The following is a 15,476-nucleotide window of genomic DNA, read 5'->3' on the forward strand; positions in this document are numbered from 1 at the left end:
TAGGTGCCCCCAGCCATGCCCCCAACCTATGCTGCCTTGCTATCCCGCTCGTTGATCCGGGCGTGGATCCATGCGTCGACCTCGGATTCCACCCATGCGGCCATAGTCCCCAGGTGGACCGGGGCAGGGAAGGTGTTCGCCTTGATCCGGTCATAGATCGTCGTCTTCGACATCCCGACGCGCTCCTGCACTTCCTTGAGGCGGAGCAGGCGCGGCGGCGCGGCGGTGGTGATGGATTCGGTCATGTCTTCCTCGATGTCATGCCGCGGATCCGGCGGCCGAAGCCGCCAGGCGCAGGGGGATCTGTACAACGTTGCTGGCCGGCTCAGGAGCCTTGCGCGTGCTGCGCACGGGACGGTTCAGCTGGCGCCAGCTGGCCAGCGCCGCGCCCGGATCGGCGTGCTTGGCCGTCTTCTTGCAGCGGCATTCGACGAAGTGGCCGCCGCCGGCGCTGGCGCAGCGGCCGTCATGGATATGCCGCGCGCTGTGACCGGCGGCGCAGGGCGGCAGGCCCTCGGGGTGGTCGATCTGGCACTGGGTCATTGGGCACCTCGACTGGAATGGAAGGAGCGGAAGCCAATACGATGGAACGGATGAATCTGTTCGCTAATTCGACGCATGCGGAGCTGCATGGCGCTGCCAAGGGGTTGGCTGGCGAGCTGCGCATGAGCGCGGATGTGCAGGACCTGCTGCTGGACAAGCGGTATGTGCCGCCCCACCAGCGAAGGCTCTTGCGCACGCCTGCGCCTGGTGTCGACCGAAGGCTTGCGGACCTGCTCGACGCGCTCGCCAAGCAGGTGCACCACGGCACGTACATCGAGGGCGATGCCGAGCAGCTGCTGCAGGATTCCGATGCCACGCTCCTGGGCGTCTTCGGTCCGAAGCTGGTGGAGCTGCAGCGGAACGCGCGGCATCATGTGGTGCTCGAGGCGGCAAACGTCACCCTGCGGACTCACGCTGCGACGTGGCTGGAGGCGGGCCAGCCCGGACAGACCCGGCACGCTCGCGCGCTGGGCAGCAACCGCGGCCTGGCCGAAGTACTGGCCGAGCTGGAGCAGTGCAGGCGATAGCGTGGTCATGCCGCGACCGCCAGCGGTGATGCGATGGGATCCAGATTGGCCTCCGCGAGTGCGCGCAGTGGCGGTGGGCTGACGCTGTTGCCGACCATGCGCACAGCGGCCGTGGTCTTGAGCGGCGTGCCGTTGGCGGTACGATCGATGATGTAGCCCTGCGGGAAGCCCTGCGCACGGAACAGCTCGTGCGGCTTGAGCATGCGTAGGCCGATGTCCACGATCACGTAAGGCGTCCCCTTGATCACCACGGTGACCAGCGCGAGGCGGTCTTTCGTGGTTACGGTGGCCATCGGGTCGAGCAGGCTGGGCGCGTTGGCGCCGGTGCCGTAGTACTTCACCAGGAAGGCCGCCACCCGCTCGGCGCCTTCGATCTGCTCCTGACTGAGCGTGCATTCCACCAGCGCCTGATTCCCAACGCTGGTGATGGTCGGCACCGGGTCGGAACCGCCGGCGCCGCGGTGCGCGCTGGTGTTGGTCATCAGGTGGGCCGTGACCAGCCTCTGCTGGCTGCCGCTGGCGGTGATGGTGCTCACTGGGTCGCGCGCGTCGTTGCCTGCACCTTGGTAGAAACCTCCGTTGGCCTGCTCGACGAAAGCCGTAGCGAGGGCGTGGTGGCCACCTTGCGCCGCAATCGTGCTCAGCGGCGCACCAGCGTCGGCGCCGACCATGTTGTTACGCAGGGTCACCAAGCTCGCTGCCGCAATGCCGAGGGCGTGCGCAGCCCCCGCCGGGCGCTTTGCGCCAGCGCCCGATGTGATCGTCGGGACAGGATCAGTCACGGGATGTCCGATGCTGTCGCCCCGGAACTTCACCAGCGAAGGCGCCACCAGCGCGGTGTCCGCCTTCGCGGTCATGGTGTACAGCGGATCTGCGCCTGAGCGAGGCTCGGTCTGGCCAGCACGGCCGCCAACACCGGCAAGGATAGGCGTCACCACCGAGAAGTGTCCGCCCTTTACCCCTGCGCAGACCGTGCGCAGCGGCTCGTCGGCAGCCATCGTCCGCTGGTTGCTGGCATTGGCATGCTCGGCGATGAAGGCTGCTGCGGCGGCTGAGTTGTCTGCGCACGCGGAAGGCACCGGCACCACGAAGGGATCCGCCGCCTGCAGCACGTGTCGCATTACGCCCTTGGCGACGCGGCGCATGGTGGCGTCCGCAAGGTCACGTTTCCGTCCGAAGATGGAGGGGCAGGGGATGCTGAAGTCCAAGCAGTCGGCGGCTGACACGCGCGGCTGCTGGCCTGGACCGGCTCCGTGGCTGGCCTTCGGCCATACGATGGCCTCGCCGTCCCGACGCGCGATCAGGAACAGGCGCTCGCGGCTGGTCCCGGCCCCGAAGTCGCTTGCGATCAGCTTCTTCCACTCCACCACATAGCCAAGGGCACGCAAGGCGGCGACGAACTGATCCCAGGTGCGGCCGCTGTGGCGCTTGTCGGGCACCAGCTGCTGGTTGTCCACCGGCACGCGCTCGCCGCGCTCAGCAACGGTGCCATCCATGCGCAGGACGCGGCCAGTCGCCTTGCAGCGCTTCGCCACCAGCGGGCCCCAGGTCAGGATCTGCCAGACGTTCTCCATGGAGATGATGCGCGGCGCAGTATTGGTGCCGTAGAGCGCATCCGCGCGCCGCAGCTGGCCAACCCACTTCAGTACCACCCAAGACAGGGCGCGCGTCTTCCGGCTGCGCGGCTGGCCGCCCTTGGCCTGGCTGAAGTGAGTGCAGTCCGGGGAAGCGTGGAACCAGCCAATGGGGCGGCCGGCCACGTCTACGCGCGGATCCGCGTGCCAGATGTCCTCGCGGTGGTGCTGGGTTAGAGGGTGATTGGCCGCGTGCATGCCGATGGCCAGCTCGTCGTGGTTGTAGGCCAGCGCCGGGTCGACGCCCAGCGCCTGCTTAAGGCCTTCGCTGGCGCCGCCGCCGCCGGCAAATAGGTCCACCACGATCTCGCCAGGGCGCAGGCGCGACTTCTGCGGAGCCGGGAAATTGAAAGAGCGAGAGCCATCAGCCATGGGTAGATTCCTTGGGGCACTGGTTGCAAGAAGCGGTGGACGGAGCGCGCACGGAGAAGCGTGAGCCGCGGATGCGGATGGCCGGGCACATGACCTGATGGCCGCACTGCAGGGTGGCGAGGAAGAAGCGGGCGCCGTGAGGGCGCGCGCTGGTGACGTTGCGGACCGGATCAGCCATAGCGCGGCAGTCCGAGAGAGCGTGCCCGCGATTCGCGGCGCAGCCAGTCTCCGAAAGAGACGTCGCTGTCCTCGCGGAGAAACGCGGCATAGCGGCGCTGGCCTGGGGTCTGCTTCGGCGGCAGCGCCACGGCGGCCTTTCGGCCGGCACCGGTAGCGCAGAAGACGTCATCGCCGCCCGAGAGTGCATTCCCCTGATGTCTCGACATCAGGCCGCGCTCTACCAGGTCCACACAGAGCTTGTGGTCGGCGCTGCCATGGCCGGCCGCAAAGTGGTTGCGGTGACTCGGCTCCCATCCGCCGTGGCCGATGCCGAGGGCGTGCCGGAGAATATCCAGCTGCTCGGCGGGTAGAGAAGCCGAAGCGGTGGCGTCAGCCATTGGGCACCGCCTTGCCGATGTCGATCAGGGCCAGCAGGCGGTTTCGCTCAGTTACGCTCGTGGCTTGCTCTGCGGCAATACTGGCCTCCAGATTGGAAGCCGTGATATTGACCCCCTCTTTACTCAGGGAGTCTGCGCCGGTGTAGAAATCTCGAATTGCTGGCCTGCCGCTGCCTCGCCAATCAAGGCCCGGTGTAAGCACGTTAAAGGCCCGAGCCAGAACGCGAACCGGAACCCCCTTCGTAATCCGGTTGAAATCATCCGCGCGGCTCACTTTGCACTCTCCGTAGCGTTGATGGCCCGCAGCAATTCGCTGGCCGAGCTGTCGATCTTCGCCGGATCGCATTGAAGGAAATTGCACCCGTCCTTCACCCATTGAGCGAGATAACGGAACTGCTCCAGGTCAACGGCCTGCGCGGGCGGGGCGGCGTAGACCTCGCCCGATCCGTCTTCATCGGTGATTGCCCGGTCGGACACCATCAGCACGTCGCCCACTTCCAGATCGGCAATCCCGCCCTCCGTCAGCCAGTCGATGTATCGCTCGCCATCGCCGCCGCGTCGAACGGTTGCTACAGCCTCAACAGTGACCGGCTCCCCCACCGGCTGGCGGGCGGCGAGGTACTGAGCCAGGGCGCATGCGAAATCCGCCGCAAGCGTCGTGGTGATGTAGCGACCGAAGTCGTTGCGGCGTAGCTCACGGGCGAAGAATTCGGCAATGAAGCGCCGGCCTCCCTCGCTGGTGCGCACGTCGGGGGCATCAGCCCGATCCCGCAGCTCATCCCGCAGCCGCACGGCCTCGGGCTCGGCGCCCTCAGCGAACAACAGCCGCATGCCAAGGGAGGTGGCGATGTGGTGCTCCAGCAGCGCGCCACGGGACTGCGACCAGCCCGGCAGGAAGTAGATCGATTCGCAGGTGGCCAGCTGCGCGATATCGCTGCGCAGGTAGTCTTCCCACGTGGCGCCTGGCACGACGCCGTGGTCGGCCGGGTTGATTGCCGCGATGCCGGCGGAGCGCAGCAGCGCTGCCGCAAAGTTGAAGGCGGGATAGTTGAAATCGGCATGTCCGGTCATCGGCCCCGCGATATAGGTGCGGCCGACCCGGTCAGCCTTGAACTGCACGAAGGCCACGACATCGCCCAGCGCCCGCCGTACGGCCAGCTTTCCGGAAGCGGTCAAGGCGTACTCACCGTTCTCGTCACCTTCTGCGAGCCAGCCCAGCTGCTCCAGGCGCTGCATGGTCTCGGGATTGAGGTCGGTCTGGCCCACCTCGCTGAAATCGGTGTCGCAGATGATCAGCTGGCGCAGATCGTCGGCGGTCGGAGACAGGATTTTGGTTTTCTGGTCCATAGCCGGGCCTCAGTTCGCGGCGCTGATGCGGAATGCATCGGCCAAACGGTCGAACAGCGCGCCCAGCTCGCCGGCCTGCAGTGCGAAGCGGGCATCCAGCTCGGCGCGGCGGCCGTCGTCGCAGTCCTCCAACTTGTCCAGGGCGCCATCGAGGAAGCGCAGCTTGCGCACGACCAGGTCATCGCCCAGCACCAGCGAGACGTTGTCCTCGACCACGAGGCCGAGTCGGGTCACCTGCTTGCCGGCATCGAGGTGGTTGCGGATCTCGTCGCTGACGAGCTCCTGTCGGTCTAGCTTGGCGATCGCGCCTCCGGTGACGGGGTCTTCCAGCTGGCACTGCTCGCCAAGGAAGAGGCCAGCGGGCAGCGTCTCACCTGCGATCCACCCGGTGAGCACCGACCGCGGCGCGACTTCGGCATTGAGCGGCATAGCCGGGAAGCTTCCCAGCAGGCCACGGATGTCCGACATCAGGTACTCGCCCTGCTTGCGGCTGCTGGTGTCCACAAAGGCGACGCCGCGTGCCAGGTCGAGGAACACATCGCAGCGGGACGACTTCACGAGAGCCTTCGGCAGCAGCTCGTGGATCAGGTCGTCCTTCATGCGCTTGCGCTCGCGCCCACCGGGGCGGCGCCCTTCGTTGCGCTCGATCTCGGCCAGCTTCTGCTCGAAGGCATCGGCGACGGCGGATGTCGGCAGGATCTTGTCCTGGGCGCCGACGGTCAGCCACAACCAGTTGTCGATGGCGAAATGCAGCTGCTCGGTCTCTTCGCGGCCGAACGGCGAGATGAAACCGCGGGAGGACATTTCCAGCGGTCCGACCGGCTTCAGGGTGGCCGCCGGCAGCAGCTCGCCGACCTGGGAGAAGTCGAGGCCGATGGGGAAGCGGAACATGACGAGGTTACGGAAGAACATGGCTGCTCCTGAAAGGGATTGCCGGCGCGTGGAACCCGGCCGGCGCGGGACTCGGCATGGCCGAGCGGGCGGATTCAGTGGGTATCGGTGTAGGGGTAGCGCTTCTGCTGCGCGTCGCGACGGCGGTCGTCGTTGCGGCGGCGCATCTCCGCCTTGAAGGCCGGCCAGTTCTTGCGGGTCTCCACCACCGCGCGCCAGGCGAAGTACAAGGCGGCGATCAGAAAAACGGCAGTGAAGGTGTGGGCGGCGGTCTGGATAGCGCGGGCGAGCAATGCCAGGCAGAAGCCGGCGGCGAAGGCGCAGTAGGCGGGCACGGTAAGGTGGCTCACTGGCGCACCCCCGCGCTCCCGATCTGTCGCAGGCCTTCAAGATCGGAAAATGCGCAAGCCTTGCCGATCTGCTTCAAAACATCGCCGTGCGAGGCAGCAAGGCGGGAACTGACGGTCCAGTCATCGAACGACCAGTCGATCGGCAGGCGCTCCAGCGCCCAAGCGGCCTCGGCTGCTGCGGCGACCGTATTGGCGGTCACGGCCACCCGTCCGGTCCGCACGTGGGTGACAACTACCTCGTGGTCCCCGCCAATAGCACCGTGGATGCAGAAGTTCTCGCTCACCTTGAGCGCCTGGATATCCCAAGGGCCTTGCTCGGTCGGGACGCTGATATCAATCGTGTTCAATGGGAGCTCCTGCGCCGACGGCGTCCGGATGGTGGATGGCGATATCGGCGTTGCCCTTGAGGATCACTGCGGGCGCCATGGCGTTCGGGGCGGGCAGGGGCGGCAAGCTGGTCTGCATGGCGGCGATGAAGTCGAGATCGGTCATTCGCCACCAGCCTGGTGCCGTGTCTCCGGCGGGATGCCGTAGGTTTCTGCCAACGCCCGCGTCCAGCGAAAAGCGGTCGCGCGGCAGACGTTGAACCTGGTCTGCACGGCATCGACGGTTGGGAACCGCTCCTGCTCGTGGGCCCACTTCGTGAACTCCATCACGGCTCGAAGCGTTCCGTAGCCTGCCCAGTCGTGCTTAATGGTGCGCCGCGCCTGGAGATTCTTTGGCGGGAGATCCATGGACGCGACGAACGGTCGGGCACCGAGGCCCATCGAGTGGCGCAGGCTCATGCGGCACCCGGCGACAGGTCGTCACGGAACTGGCGGCTCAGCTTCTGAGCGGCGGCGACTACGGCGTTGCCACGGTTACCCGCGCGCTGTGCCGAACGGAGCTGAGCGAACAACGGAGCAGGGTTCAGTCCGGCCTCGCGAACGTTGTCCCGCACGGTCTGGAACTGTCGGAAGTCAAAGACCTGGCCGCTCATGCGGCCTCCGCCTTGGTGAAGGTGAGGGCATTGGCGTACTGCTGGGCCGTGGTGTCGGCCATGCGCAGCTCGACGAGCGCGCGCTCGATGTCCTGGGCGAGCCGGGCAGCTTCCTCGGGATTGGCGTGGAGGTATCCGTCGCTGGGCAGCTGGATGCAGACCACGCCAGCGCGGGGCCGGGCCTCGGCGGTGATGGGGCCTTGGGAGGCGAGGGCGAGGGCGGCCATGGTCAGCGGCCCTTGTCGAAGCTGCTGACGAAAGCAGCGGTGAAACCGGCAGCAAAGGCGCTGATGCAGCGCATTGCGGTGGCCATTGCCCGGATGGGGCGCTCATGCGTCGGCATGGTTGGGTCTCCTGCGCCCGGCCCCGGGATGGGGCGTCTTCGGCGACAGGTGTAGTAAAGCGACGCTTTAGGTCAATGTCAAGCAGCGCTTTAGTGATCGAGTAAAAAAAGCCCCGCGAGAGCGGGGCTATGGCTTGCGCGGATTACTTGGTGAGGCGCTCGGGTGAGAACCCGCTGACGTCGAATTCCCAGAGCGGGGCGCCCTGTTGGTAAACGTTGGCCTGGATGCGGACAGTCTCCACTGCCTGCATGCGCCTCACGAAATCGGCATAGCCTTCGATGAAAAGGGTTTCGCTAGAATTGTCGGCCGGTCCCATCGCTTTGTAACGCCGTGGCTGACCTTCGCCGAAGCGAACGAGCACGTCGCAACCCGAGTAACTGGTGCACTGCAGCTGGCCTCTTTCGATCTCCAGCATTACATCGTTGCCGTGCCTCGGGTGCCTGCGCAGTACGAGCTTTGCTCGCTGCGCGCCGGCGTAGGGGAAATCAAACTCGTGCGTATTGCTGCTCGTCACTGTGGCGCCACGGGACATGCGGCTGGTCATCCCATCGTCCTGATCCCAGTACTGCCACTGCTTGCCCAAGCTGGCTTTGCGAATCGCCTCGCGCATCTCTTTTGCAATCGGCTCAGCCTGCTTGGCCTCATCGGATACCGCAAAGGAGCTCAGGAGCTTTTCAGCAGCTGATAGCCTGCTTTGATGCGTTCCAGTCTCGCTCTTGGCCTCGGCCAGCAGCCGCGCGCGCTGCACCTCTGGAGCCTCGCGCGTGATCGGTTCAGAAGCCCGCGCCGGGGAGCTGGCAGCTGTGTCAGCTTTATCGCGGGACGGGAGGCAAGAGGCGACGATGACAAAAATCACGACCAGCAGGATGATCACTGCGCAACCCGACGACCCTTTTTTCTTAGGTGCCGGCGGCGGCGGAGGTTGGTAAGTCGCCTGAATTGGCGGCGGGGCGGCAGCGCGCACCGGATGGCCGCAATTGGGACACGCCGCTGCTTGGTCGCTAACTTGGCGGCCGCATTCTACGCACGATATCAAAGCCACTTCATCCCCCTATTGCTCTAGTCCGTTAGTTGAATCGGTCGATCCTGTTACGCAGGTACACCTTGCCCCCGATGACCGTGTTCACCGGCATGGGGAAGGCTGGGTACAGCGACGCATTCGCGCTCACTACGTAGACTGCATCGCCGCGGTCCTGCAAGGCCTTCACCTGTTGCCCGTTCCCCGTATTGAGTAAGTAGATGCCATCGCCATCAAACGAGTTGATCCCGGTGTCGACCATCAGCGACTCACCTGGCTGAATCACAGGGATCATTGAGTCACCGCGGCCAGTGACCAGCACCAGGCGCCCTGGGGCAGGGACGAATCCAACAACTGATCTGATGTAGGTCGGAGCGAAGTCCATACCCCGCACGATATCTGGATAGTCGTCGTTGATCCTTCCATCCCCCATGTCTACGTCTCCGTCAAGCTGTTGGACGCGAACATAGCTGGCAGAAGTCGCAGGGGAAGAGACGACGCCTATCGCCTCACCCATCCCGAAGTGAGACAAGGGCTTCCCAGTGAGGCTGGCCAACTTCGGCAGCTTTCGCTTATCTACCTTGCCGGTCCGCAGCCAGCCGGACACGGCCTGTTCGGTCACGCCGAAGGCATCTGCGATTCCCTTCTGGGTCAGTTTTGAGTCTTCGATGGCCGATCTGATTGCGGCCGCCATGGCGTGGTTGTCAAGCATCGCTTGATTGTCGAATGCACGCGGGATGATTGTAAGAAAGCATCGCTTGACTGAATACTAAAGTGATGCTTAAGCTAGCCATATGAACGCTATCTCTGCCGCGATCGAGAAGTTGGGGGCCGGCCAGGCCGGAATTGCACGCCTTTTGGGTGTTACCCCGCAGGCGGTAAACCAGTGGGTCAGCGGCAACAGGCCGGTTCCGCCGAGGCATGTGCTTTCTATAGAGGCCGCCACCGGTGTGTCCCGGCACGTCCTGCGCCCCGATGTCTTCGGCTGTCCGCCAGCCGCGAACGGCGATGCTGAGTCCGCTCCGCAAGCCACGCCCGTCGCTCAAATCCGCCAGCTGGTGGATAGCCGCATGAACAAGCGCGCGCTGCGCCAGAAGTTCGGCTTCAAGACGGACGCGCACCTGGCGAAGGTGCTGGGCCTGCCGCTGGAGCAGGTGGAAGGGTGGGGCGAGACGGACATCATCCCCGCGCTGCCGCAGGTAGTGAAGCTGCTGGGCCATGAGGAACAGCCGGCCCAGCAACGTCGCCCGCAGGACCCGGACGCCGACCGCATTGTCACCTTGGAGGTGGCCTGAGATGTGCGCACTGCGCGACACGTGGAACCCACATCTCTTGCCGAACGTCAGTAGTCGTATGCCCCTTCGAGCATCGACCGGGCGTACCCCAGTATTTCCGCGCGCGCCTCTTCCGAAGAGGAAAGAGGATGAGTAGCCACCTCTGCGAGCGTCTGTTCCATCAGAAGGGTCGCATCCGGCCTGTCCCTGAGCGTTTTCATCAATCCGATTGTCATCACCTCGAGAGCAGCGATGCGCCGCGTCTGGGTACGCATCAAGTTGTTGGAGGTTTCGAGGATTTTGGTTAGATCCAGAACCGCTTTCTTTGTCTTCTCGTCCATGTCGCCCTCCTTGCGGGCTGTTCGTGTGGTGCCTGCAGCGTAGCGCAAGGAGGGCGGCGCCAGTCGTCCATGAGTTGTTGATGTCCATGACGCACATGTTGCGCCGCAGTAGTGCCCGAATCCACGTTCACGAGACCACCCAATGAACATCGCAGATGCCGCCCACAAGACCGTCCACGCCTATCCGGGCGGTAGCGAATCGCTGGCCCCGCGCATCGGCATGTCCGCTGCGGTGCTGCGGAACAAGGTCAACCCGAACAACACCACGCACCACCTGACCCTGGCGGAAGCCAGCGAGGTGATGGGGGTGACCGGTGACGACAGCATCCTGCACGCCCTGGCGTCGCAGCACGGCTACACGCTGGCCCGCACCGAGGCGCCGGCTACCGGCAGCCTGATCGGCGCGCTGCTGGCGGCCAGCGGCCTGAAGGGCGACCTGGCGGACATCATCGCCGAGGCGACGAAGGACCAGCGCATTACCCCGAACGAGGCGAACGCGATCGCACAGCACTGCGCGCGGCTGCAGGCGGTGTTCGCGGAACTTTCCAATCACGCGGCAGCGGCCGCAGCGAGGGATGTGCCATGAGCGCCCAGCTTGCCCGCAACAACGATTCCAGCGGGAGCCACGAGGCTGCGGACCGGATCGTCCGGAGCGGTGCCCATGCGGCGCAGAAGGACCTCACCGCCGCAGCCGTGCAGCGCTACCCGGGCATGACCAGCATGCAGCTGGCCCGCGTCACCGGCATGGACCGGCACATGGTTGCCAGGCGCCTGCCGGATCTCGCGAAGGAGGGCCGCGCATTCCGTGGCGCCAAGACCGTGTGTCCGATCAGCAACATCACCGTCTGCACCTGGTGGCCAGTGGCCCAGGGCGACAACTTCACCCTGGCGGTCTAAGCAATGTCCACGATCATCATGTCCCAGTGCTGGCCGCTCCAGCAGCTGAGCGTCACCCAGAAAGCAGTACTCATCTCGCTGGCCGATCAGGCGAACGACGACGGCGTCTGCTGGCCGGCCATCGGCACCATCGCCAAGCGCTGCTGCATGTCCGAGCGCGCGGTGCGCACGGCGATGGACCATCTGGAGGCTGTGGGCCTGCTGAGCCGTGAGCGTCGATTCAACAGCAGCAACGTGTATTCGGTGACGCCGGCCAAGTTCGATGCGTCGGCGGTGGGCACCAAGGCAAAGCGGAAGGCTGCGAAGCCGGGTACTGCACCGGGCGCAGGGGGTGCATCAGATGCAGGGGGTGCGCCCGATGCAGTAGGGGATGCGCCCGCTGCAGGGGGTCCGGCACGGGGCGCAGGTCTGGAGGTGCGCCCCGTGCCGCCTAACCGTCATATAACCATCATTGAACCATCAGATGAACCGTCATTTCCGGCGGTCCTGCCGGACGCGCCGCCGGTGGTCGAATCGGAGACCGAGCTGCAGGCGGCGTGCCGGGCAGCCTGGACGGCCTACGCCATGGCCTACCGCGAACGCCACGGCGCAATGCCGGTGCGCAACGCCAAGGTCAACGCCAACGTGAAGCAGCTGGTGAAGCGCCTAGGCGTGGTGGAGGCTCCGCAGGTGGCTGGTTGGTTCCTGCGGGTCAACGAGCGGATGGTGGTTCAGGGCATGCACGACCTCGGCCTGCTGCTCGCGCGCTGTGAGGCCTACCGCACACAGTGGGCGACCGGCCGGCAGATGACCGCCACCAGCGCCCAGCAGGCGGACCAGACGCAGTCGAACCTGAGCGCGGCGGAAGAGGCCAAGGCCATCCTGGCGCAGGGGAGGGTACGCAATGCTGGCTGATCACGAACAGGACAGGCTGGTGGAGCTGCTGGTGGCCACGGCCGAGGTCATCGGCGACCAGATGCGCCCGACTGCCGCGGCTTTCATCGTCACCGACCTGGCCGGCTATCCGCTGTCGGCGCTGGAGAAGGCACTGGCAGCGTGCCGCCGGGAGCTGAAGGGCCGGCTGTCGCTGGCCGCGATCCTTGAGCGCATCGACGACGGCCACCCTGCACCGAACGAAGCGTGGTCCATCGCGATCCGCGCGGCGGACGAGTCGGCAACGGTGGTCTGGACCGAGCAGACGCGTGATAGCTGGACCGCGGCGCTGCCGCTGATCGAGGCCGGCGACAAGATCGCGGCCCGCCAGGCTTTCCTCGAGGTCTACGCCCGCCTGACCAAGGATGCGCGCGCTGCTGGCCAGCTGGCCGTGCACCACGCATCGATCGGATTCGACGCCTCGGGCCGGGACGCGGTGCTGCAGCGTGCGGTCGCCGCCGGCCAGCTGGCGCACGATCAGGTTGCCGAACACCTAGCGCTGCCACCGGCCACGCCGGCCTTCAATCCGGTCGCGCTGCTGGCCGGCCGCGTCGAGGCATCGCCGGAAGCCAGCGCCCGCACGCGCGCACGGCTGGCCGAGTTGGCGGAACTGCTGGGCGCGCCGAGCGCCAAGGTTGCGGCATGAGCAGGACCCCGACGCGATTCGAGATGGAGATCCGCCCGGTGAGCGAGCCGGTGTCGGCGGCCGGTTGGTATCTCGGCTACGGGTACGGGGTGAAGCCGCTGGTGCTGTACGCATCGCGCGGGCAGACCGTTTGGCGCGATGGCGTGCGTCAGGTGCCCATCACTGGTTACGCCGGCCCCATTCCGGACGGCGTTCCCACGCGCGTTGTGCCAGCCCAAGGGAGCGCGCGCTGATGTGGTCGAAAGCTCCGCCAGCGACGAAGGAAGAGGCCGCCCGCATCGAGTTGGCCAAGGTCGGCCCGTGCATGGCGTGCCTGGCACTGACGACCCAGCACCTGCTGGCAGCGTGGCAGGTGGTCTACGGCTGCGACTACAACCACGCCAAGAGCGGGAACATCCGCCGCGGCCATGCCTTCGGCTTCGCCCTGTGCAAATGGCACCACATGCGCGTGCCCATGGAAGGCAAGAGCTTCGCCCGGATGCGCGCGACCTACGGCCCGAGCCTGCTGGACGGCTCGCGGACCTTCCACGAGACCTACGGCTCGGACGACGACCTGATCGCCCAGCAGACCTATATCAACGAACTCAGGAGCGCAGCATGAGCGACCAGATCCAATCAGTGGCGGAAAAGGTGCGGCAGGCATTTCTCGCTCGCCCGGGCTATGCCTTCACCCATACGGAGCTGTATCAGGCGCTAGGCGCCGACGGCGTGCTCCAGATGGACCTGCGCGCGCGCATTCTCCAGACGCTGCGCTACCTGGTCGGGTGCGGATATCTGGCTAAGCAGGGCGAGCGGGCAGGGGCTACGTTCCGGACGACCGGGCAGCCAATGACGAAGCAGCACGTAGGAAAGGACGCGGCGGCCGCCAACCGCCGCGAGCGTGAGCGGCGCCGCTACGAAGAGCGGAAGGCTGCGCGCACCCTGGCGCCGAAGAAAAGCAATCGCACGGCCCGGGTGGACTCGCGCGCTGCGATGGTGCCCAAACCGCCGATGACGGCGCCCACGGCTCGGCCGGTTGCCGAAACAGTGGAGCAGTTCCGGGCGCGCGGCGGCAAGGTGCAGCGCCTGACGACCCACTGGGAGCAGATGGAGCAGGCAGCATGAGCAAGCGGAAGATCATCGCGGCGGCGAAGCGCAAGGGGCTGACTGTTGAGTCAGCGCACTACGGCTGGACAGCAACGCCCGGAGAGATGGTTCCTGGCTGGGAGGTGCAGTTCGGTCCAGAGGTGGATGAGCTGTTTGCCGAGGAAGCGATCCAATACTTCGACAACGCCGCCGAGGCTATCGAATGGATCGATAGCTTGGAGCCTTTGGAGCCGGGAGCATGAGCATCTGCCCGATCGTCAACGAGGCGTGGCGCGTAGCCCATGCCGCCCACGCTGGCCAAGTCGACAAAGCGGGCCGACCGTACATCGAGCACGTGGCCCGGGTGGCACTGGCTGTGGAGGGCGATGACGAGGCCGAGGCCGTGGCATGGCTGCACGACGTGCTGGAGGACTGCCCCGCGTATGCCCACCTGGTGGTGAAGTTCCCGCCGATCATCGCGGAGGCAGTTCTGGACCTGACCCGAACGCGCTTCGGTGACGCGTCCTACTACTGGAACATCCGCCGAAACTCGCTGGCGCTGAAGGTGAAGCTGGCCGACATCGCCGACAACAGCGATGAGGCTCGCCTGGCGCTGCTGGATCCGGCTACGGCCGAAAGGCTCCGCATCAAGTACGCCAAGGCGCGCGCTGCACTGGGAGTGGGCGCATGAGCGAGATGGATAAGAATGCGCGGGAGCTGCTGGCCGAAGCGTTCGCATGTGATGAGGCAGAGTTGTCGCGGGAAGAGGTAAGGGCCGCGCGCGTAGTTCTCGCGTGGCATGCCGCCCGCATGCCGCCCGATGGCTTCGTGCTGCTGCCGATGCAGGCGACGCAGGAGATGTACGCGGCATGGATGTGCAGCGAGGGCGGCTGGGCCCATCGATACAAGGCGCTGCTGGCCGCCCGGCCGGGAGCTGCCAATGACTGAGCGCGCACTCGAGCTGGTGCTGCCCTGGCCGAGCAAGGACCTGTCGCCGAACGCCCGAGTTCATTACCGGGTCAAGGCTGCAGCCACGAAGCTGGCGCGACAGACAGCGGTGGTGCTGGCCCACGAGGCCGGCTGGAAAGGCCTGCAGCTGCCCGAGGGCCGGCTGCACCTGTGGATCGACTGCTACCAGGCGCCGGGGAAGAAGCTGCCGGACGACGACAACATGATTGGCCGGTGCAAGGCGTACCGGGATGGGATCGCCCAGACGCTGGGCATCGACGACAAGCGGTTCAAGAGCCACCCGGACGTGAAGGACGAGCGCCGGCCGGGCGGGCAAGTGGTGATCCGGATCACGGGCGAGCTGCCAGCAGCAGCCCAGCAGCAAGGGGAGCAGGACAATGCAGGTTGATACGTTCGGGGCATACGTGCGGGCGGAGCTGGAGCACTGGGGCAGGGAGTTCGCGCTGCACCGGGACCTTGACTACCTAGGCCACCATTCGAAGAACGTGCTGCAGGTGCTGATCGAGCACAAGGGCGACATGCCGGGCAGGGCGCAGGGGTACAAGCCGCTGGAGTTGGATCAGCGCGCTCAGCGTATAGAAACGATCATCTTCGAGATTAGCCGCTACAACGTGCAGCGTGCCTGCGTTCTGCGCGCGTTCTATTGCGGGCAAGGCCGGAAGGGGGTTGAACGATGGGAGACAGCGAATCTGCTCTTGGCTAACTGCTCCAAGAAGGTGCTCAGTCGCCCCAAGTATTACGCAGAACATGAGGTAGGATTCGCTGAAGTCAGGGGGTTCCTGACGGGGCTGGCACGCGCCGCATAGGGGT

General features: G+C 65.8%; 30 protein-coding genes. 14 read left to right on the forward strand and 16 right to left on the reverse strand.

Features of this window, described 5'->3' with window-relative positions:
• Nucleotides 1–26: 26 nt before the first annotated feature.
• Together RTX79_RS00525 and RTX79_RS00530 are read right to left on the reverse strand one after the other, a co-directional pair.
• Entirely contained in the window at nt 27–245 is a 219-nt protein-coding gene (locus RTX79_RS00525; protein WP_312680981.1) for a helix-turn-helix transcriptional regulator, read from the reverse strand.
• 13 nt (nt 246–258) lie between these two features.
• Entirely contained in the window at nt 259–543 is a 285-nt protein-coding gene (locus RTX79_RS00530) for a hypothetical protein (protein WP_312680982.1), read from the reverse strand.
• Between the two features lie 50 nt (nt 544–593).
• On the opposite strand from RTX79_RS00530, the gene RTX79_RS00535 reads away from it, so the two are divergent.
• Nucleotides 594–1,070 carry a hypothetical protein gene (locus RTX79_RS00535; RefSeq protein WP_312680983.1) on the forward strand — a complete coding sequence of 159 codons (477 nt, stop codon included), beginning with the start codon at nt 594–596 and terminating at the stop codon, nt 1,068–1,070.
• A 5-nt stretch (nt 1,071–1,075) separates the two neighbouring features.
• Here the strand turns inward: RTX79_RS00535 and RTX79_RS00540 are convergent, their stop codons facing one another.
• The 13 genes from RTX79_RS00540 to RTX79_RS00600 all read right to left on the reverse strand — a co-directional run bounded on the left by RTX79_RS00540 (nt 1,076) and on the right by RTX79_RS00600 (nt 9,274).
• Nucleotides 1,076–3,076, reverse strand: a complete 2,001-nt coding sequence (locus tag RTX79_RS00540) for a DNA cytosine methyltransferase (RefSeq protein ID WP_312680984.1) — start codon at nt 3,074–3,076, stop codon at nt 1,076–1,078.
• Nucleotides 3,077–3,246: 170 nt separating this feature from the next.
• Nucleotides 3,247–3,633: a hypothetical protein gene (locus RTX79_RS00545; protein ID WP_312680985.1), complete on the reverse strand. Its 387-nt coding sequence runs from the start codon at nt 3,631–3,633 to the stop codon at nt 3,247–3,249.
• A complete protein-coding gene (locus tag RTX79_RS00550) occupies nt 3,626–3,907 on the reverse strand; it encodes a hypothetical protein (RefSeq protein WP_312680986.1) in 282 nt (93 codons plus the stop codon). Before RTX79_RS00550 ends, RTX79_RS00545 begins: the two co-directional genes overlap by 8 nt.
• Complete coding sequence (locus RTX79_RS00555; RefSeq protein ID WP_312680987.1) at nt 3,904–4,980, reverse strand: DUF4406 domain-containing protein; 1,077 nt, start codon at nt 4,978–4,980, stop codon at nt 3,904–3,906. Before RTX79_RS00555 ends, RTX79_RS00550 begins: the two co-directional genes overlap by 4 nt.
• Nucleotides 4,981–4,989: 9 nt before the next feature.
• Complete coding sequence (locus tag RTX79_RS00560; protein WP_312680989.1) at nt 4,990–5,892, reverse strand: recombination-associated protein RdgC; 903 nt, start codon at nt 5,890–5,892, stop codon at nt 4,990–4,992.
• Between the two features lie 74 nt (nt 5,893–5,966).
• On the reverse strand, nt 5,967–6,221 hold the full coding sequence (locus tag RTX79_RS00565) for a hypothetical protein (RefSeq protein ID WP_312680991.1): 255 nt from the start codon (nt 6,219–6,221) through the stop codon (nt 5,967–5,969).
• Nucleotides 6,218–6,568: a hypothetical protein gene (locus tag RTX79_RS00570; protein ID WP_312680993.1), complete on the reverse strand. Its 351-nt coding sequence runs from the start codon at nt 6,566–6,568 to the stop codon at nt 6,218–6,220. The genes RTX79_RS00565 and RTX79_RS00570 overlap by 4 nt, the downstream gene beginning before the upstream one ends.
• Entirely contained in the window at nt 6,555–6,713 is a 159-nt protein-coding gene (locus RTX79_RS00575; RefSeq protein WP_312680995.1) for a hypothetical protein, read from the reverse strand. Before RTX79_RS00575 ends, RTX79_RS00570 begins: the two co-directional genes overlap by 14 nt.
• Nucleotides 6,710–7,006 carry a hypothetical protein gene (locus RTX79_RS00580; RefSeq protein WP_312680997.1) on the reverse strand — a complete coding sequence of 99 codons (297 nt, stop codon included), beginning with the start codon at nt 7,004–7,006 and terminating at the stop codon, nt 6,710–6,712. The genes RTX79_RS00575 and RTX79_RS00580 overlap by 4 nt, the downstream gene beginning before the upstream one ends.
• Entirely contained in the window at nt 7,003–7,200 is a 198-nt protein-coding gene (locus RTX79_RS00585; RefSeq protein ID WP_312680999.1) for a hypothetical protein, read from the reverse strand. The genes RTX79_RS00580 and RTX79_RS00585 overlap by 4 nt, the downstream gene beginning before the upstream one ends.
• Nucleotides 7,197–7,427: a hypothetical protein gene (locus RTX79_RS00590; RefSeq protein WP_312681000.1), complete on the reverse strand. Its 231-nt coding sequence runs from the start codon at nt 7,425–7,427 to the stop codon at nt 7,197–7,199. The genes RTX79_RS00585 and RTX79_RS00590 overlap by 4 nt, the downstream gene beginning before the upstream one ends.
• Nucleotides 7,428–7,686: 259 nt before the next feature.
• On the reverse strand, nt 7,687–8,418 hold the full coding sequence (locus RTX79_RS00595; protein WP_312681002.1) for a hypothetical protein: 732 nt from the start codon (nt 8,416–8,418) through the stop codon (nt 7,687–7,689).
• 193 nt (nt 8,419–8,611) lie between these two features.
• Nucleotides 8,612–9,274: a LexA family transcriptional regulator gene (locus RTX79_RS00600; RefSeq protein ID WP_312681003.1), complete on the reverse strand. Its 663-nt coding sequence runs from the start codon at nt 9,272–9,274 to the stop codon at nt 8,612–8,614.
• Nucleotides 9,275–9,356: 82 nt separating this feature from the next.
• Here RTX79_RS00600 and RTX79_RS00605 point away from each other — a divergent pair, with 82 nt between their 5' ends.
• The gene (locus tag RTX79_RS00605) at nt 9,357–9,857 is read left to right on the forward strand and encodes a transcriptional regulator (RefSeq protein WP_312681004.1); all 501 of its coding nucleotides are present in this window, start codon (nt 9,357–9,359) and stop codon (nt 9,855–9,857) included.
• 47 nt (nt 9,858–9,904) lie between these two features.
• Here the strand turns inward: RTX79_RS00605 and RTX79_RS00610 are convergent, their stop codons facing one another.
• Complete coding sequence (locus RTX79_RS00610; protein ID WP_312681005.1) at nt 9,905–10,177, reverse strand: hypothetical protein; 273 nt, start codon at nt 10,175–10,177, stop codon at nt 9,905–9,907.
• 142 nt (nt 10,178–10,319) lie between these two features.
• Here RTX79_RS00610 and RTX79_RS00615 point away from each other — a divergent pair, with 142 nt between their 5' ends.
• Genes RTX79_RS00615 through RTX79_RS00670 form a run of 12 tightly spaced genes read left to right on the forward strand, consistent with a single transcriptional unit; the run spans nt 10,320 to nt 15,472 of the window.
• On the forward strand, nt 10,320–10,763 hold the full coding sequence (locus tag RTX79_RS00615) for a phage regulatory CII family protein (protein WP_182655565.1): 444 nt from the start codon (nt 10,320–10,322) through the stop codon (nt 10,761–10,763).
• A complete protein-coding gene (locus RTX79_RS00620; protein WP_312681008.1) occupies nt 10,760–11,074 on the forward strand; it encodes a winged helix-turn-helix domain-containing protein in 315 nt (104 codons plus the stop codon). The genes RTX79_RS00615 and RTX79_RS00620 overlap by 4 nt, the downstream gene beginning before the upstream one ends.
• Nucleotides 11,075–11,077: 3 nt before the next feature.
• Complete coding sequence (locus tag RTX79_RS00625) at nt 11,078–11,968, forward strand: helix-turn-helix domain-containing protein (protein ID WP_312681010.1); 891 nt, start codon at nt 11,078–11,080, stop codon at nt 11,966–11,968.
• Entirely contained in the window at nt 11,958–12,632 is a 675-nt protein-coding gene (locus RTX79_RS00630) for a hypothetical protein (RefSeq protein WP_312681012.1), read from the forward strand. The genes RTX79_RS00625 and RTX79_RS00630 overlap by 11 nt, the downstream gene beginning before the upstream one ends.
• Entirely contained in the window at nt 12,629–12,865 is a 237-nt protein-coding gene (locus RTX79_RS00635; protein ID WP_312681014.1) for a hypothetical protein, read from the forward strand. Before RTX79_RS00630 ends, RTX79_RS00635 begins: the two co-directional genes overlap by 4 nt.
• Complete coding sequence (locus RTX79_RS00640; RefSeq protein ID WP_312681016.1) at nt 12,865–13,233, forward strand: Ref family recombination enhancement nuclease; 369 nt, start codon at nt 12,865–12,867, stop codon at nt 13,231–13,233. The genes RTX79_RS00635 and RTX79_RS00640 overlap by 1 nt, the downstream gene beginning before the upstream one ends.
• A complete protein-coding gene (locus RTX79_RS00645) occupies nt 13,230–13,736 on the forward strand; it encodes a hypothetical protein (RefSeq protein ID WP_312681018.1) in 507 nt (168 codons plus the stop codon). Before RTX79_RS00640 ends, RTX79_RS00645 begins: the two co-directional genes overlap by 4 nt.
• Nucleotides 13,733–13,960, forward strand: coding sequence for a hypothetical protein (locus RTX79_RS00650; protein ID WP_312681020.1), 228 nt, complete (start codon nt 13,733–13,735; stop codon nt 13,958–13,960). Before RTX79_RS00645 ends, RTX79_RS00650 begins: the two co-directional genes overlap by 4 nt.
• The gene (locus tag RTX79_RS00655) at nt 13,957–14,388 is read left to right on the forward strand and encodes an HD domain-containing protein (protein WP_312681022.1); all 432 of its coding nucleotides are present in this window, start codon (nt 13,957–13,959) and stop codon (nt 14,386–14,388) included. The genes RTX79_RS00650 and RTX79_RS00655 overlap by 4 nt, the downstream gene beginning before the upstream one ends.
• Nucleotides 14,385–14,645, forward strand: coding sequence for a hypothetical protein (locus RTX79_RS00660; RefSeq protein WP_312681024.1), 261 nt, complete (start codon nt 14,385–14,387; stop codon nt 14,643–14,645). Before RTX79_RS00655 ends, RTX79_RS00660 begins: the two co-directional genes overlap by 4 nt.
• The gene (locus tag RTX79_RS00665) at nt 14,638–15,054 is read left to right on the forward strand and encodes a hypothetical protein (RefSeq protein ID WP_312681025.1); all 417 of its coding nucleotides are present in this window, start codon (nt 14,638–14,640) and stop codon (nt 15,052–15,054) included. The genes RTX79_RS00660 and RTX79_RS00665 overlap by 8 nt, the downstream gene beginning before the upstream one ends.
• Nucleotides 15,044–15,472, forward strand: a complete 429-nt coding sequence (locus RTX79_RS00670; RefSeq protein ID WP_312681026.1) for a hypothetical protein — start codon at nt 15,044–15,046, stop codon at nt 15,470–15,472. Before RTX79_RS00665 ends, RTX79_RS00670 begins: the two co-directional genes overlap by 11 nt.
• Nucleotides 15,473–15,476: the final 4 nt, after the last annotated feature.

The sequence above is a fragment of the Stenotrophomonas chelatiphaga genome, from assembly GCF_032054965.1.
GTDB lineage: Bacteria > Pseudomonadota > Gammaproteobacteria > Xanthomonadales > Xanthomonadaceae > Stenotrophomonas > Stenotrophomonas chelatiphaga.

Coding starts and splice junctions, on each gene's coding strand:
- RTX79_RS00525 (WP_312680981.1), bottom strand. CDS start 245: ATGACCGAATCCATCACCACCGCCGCGCCGCCGCGCCTGCTCCGCCTC.
- RTX79_RS00530 (WP_312680982.1), bottom strand. CDS start 543: ATGACCCAGTGCCAGATCGACCACCCCGAGGGCCTGCCGCCCTGCGCC.
- RTX79_RS00535 (WP_312680983.1), top strand. CDS start 594: ATGAATCTGTTCGCTAATTCGACGCATGCGGAGCTGCATGGCGCTGCC.
- RTX79_RS00540 (WP_312680984.1), bottom strand. CDS start 3,076: ATGGCTGATGGCTCTCGCTCTTTCAATTTCCCGGCTCCGCAGAAGTCG.
- RTX79_RS00545 (WP_312680985.1), bottom strand. CDS start 3,633: ATGGCTGACGCCACCGCTTCGGCTTCTCTACCCGCCGAGCAGCTGGAT.
- RTX79_RS00555 (WP_312680987.1), bottom strand. CDS start 4,980: ATGGACCAGAAAACCAAAATCCTGTCTCCGACCGCCGACGATCTGCGC.
- RTX79_RS00560 (WP_312680989.1), bottom strand. CDS start 5,892: ATGTTCTTCCGTAACCTCGTCATGTTCCGCTTCCCCATCGGCCTCGAC.
- RTX79_RS00575 (WP_312680995.1), bottom strand. CDS start 6,713: ATGACCGATCTCGACTTCATCGCCGCCATGCAGACCAGCTTGCCGCCC.
- RTX79_RS00580 (WP_312680997.1), bottom strand. CDS start 7,006: ATGAGCCTGCGCCACTCGATGGGCCTCGGTGCCCGACCGTTCGTCGCG.
- RTX79_RS00585 (WP_312680999.1), bottom strand. CDS start 7,200: ATGAGCGGCCAGGTCTTTGACTTCCGACAGTTCCAGACCGTGCGGGAC.
- RTX79_RS00590 (WP_312681000.1), bottom strand. CDS start 7,427: ATGGCCGCCCTCGCCCTCGCCTCCCAAGGCCCCATCACCGCCGAGGCC.
- RTX79_RS00600 (WP_312681003.1), bottom strand. CDS start 9,274: ATGCTTGACAACCACGCCATGGCGGCCGCAATCAGATCGGCCATCGAA.
- RTX79_RS00605 (WP_312681004.1), top strand. CDS start 9,357: ATGAACGCTATCTCTGCCGCGATCGAGAAGTTGGGGGCCGGCCAGGCC.
- RTX79_RS00610 (WP_312681005.1), bottom strand. CDS start 10,177: ATGGACGAGAAGACAAAGAAAGCGGTTCTGGATCTAACCAAAATCCTC.
- RTX79_RS00615 (WP_182655565.1), top strand. CDS start 10,320: ATGAACATCGCAGATGCCGCCCACAAGACCGTCCACGCCTATCCGGGC.
- RTX79_RS00620 (WP_312681008.1), top strand. CDS start 10,760: ATGAGCGCCCAGCTTGCCCGCAACAACGATTCCAGCGGGAGCCACGAG.
- RTX79_RS00625 (WP_312681010.1), top strand. CDS start 11,078: ATGTCCACGATCATCATGTCCCAGTGCTGGCCGCTCCAGCAGCTGAGC.
- RTX79_RS00630 (WP_312681012.1), top strand. CDS start 11,958: ATGCTGGCTGATCACGAACAGGACAGGCTGGTGGAGCTGCTGGTGGCC.
- RTX79_RS00635 (WP_312681014.1), top strand. CDS start 12,629: ATGAGCAGGACCCCGACGCGATTCGAGATGGAGATCCGCCCGGTGAGC.
- RTX79_RS00640 (WP_312681016.1), top strand. CDS start 12,865: ATGTGGTCGAAAGCTCCGCCAGCGACGAAGGAAGAGGCCGCCCGCATC.
- RTX79_RS00645 (WP_312681018.1), top strand. CDS start 13,230: ATGAGCGACCAGATCCAATCAGTGGCGGAAAAGGTGCGGCAGGCATTT.
- RTX79_RS00650 (WP_312681020.1), top strand. CDS start 13,733: ATGAGCAAGCGGAAGATCATCGCGGCGGCGAAGCGCAAGGGGCTGACT.
- RTX79_RS00655 (WP_312681022.1), top strand. CDS start 13,957: ATGAGCATCTGCCCGATCGTCAACGAGGCGTGGCGCGTAGCCCATGCC.
- RTX79_RS00660 (WP_312681024.1), top strand. CDS start 14,385: ATGAGCGAGATGGATAAGAATGCGCGGGAGCTGCTGGCCGAAGCGTTC.
- RTX79_RS00665 (WP_312681025.1), top strand. CDS start 14,638: ATGACTGAGCGCGCACTCGAGCTGGTGCTGCCCTGGCCGAGCAAGGAC.
- RTX79_RS00670 (WP_312681026.1), top strand. CDS start 15,044: ATGCAGGTTGATACGTTCGGGGCATACGTGCGGGCGGAGCTGGAGCAC.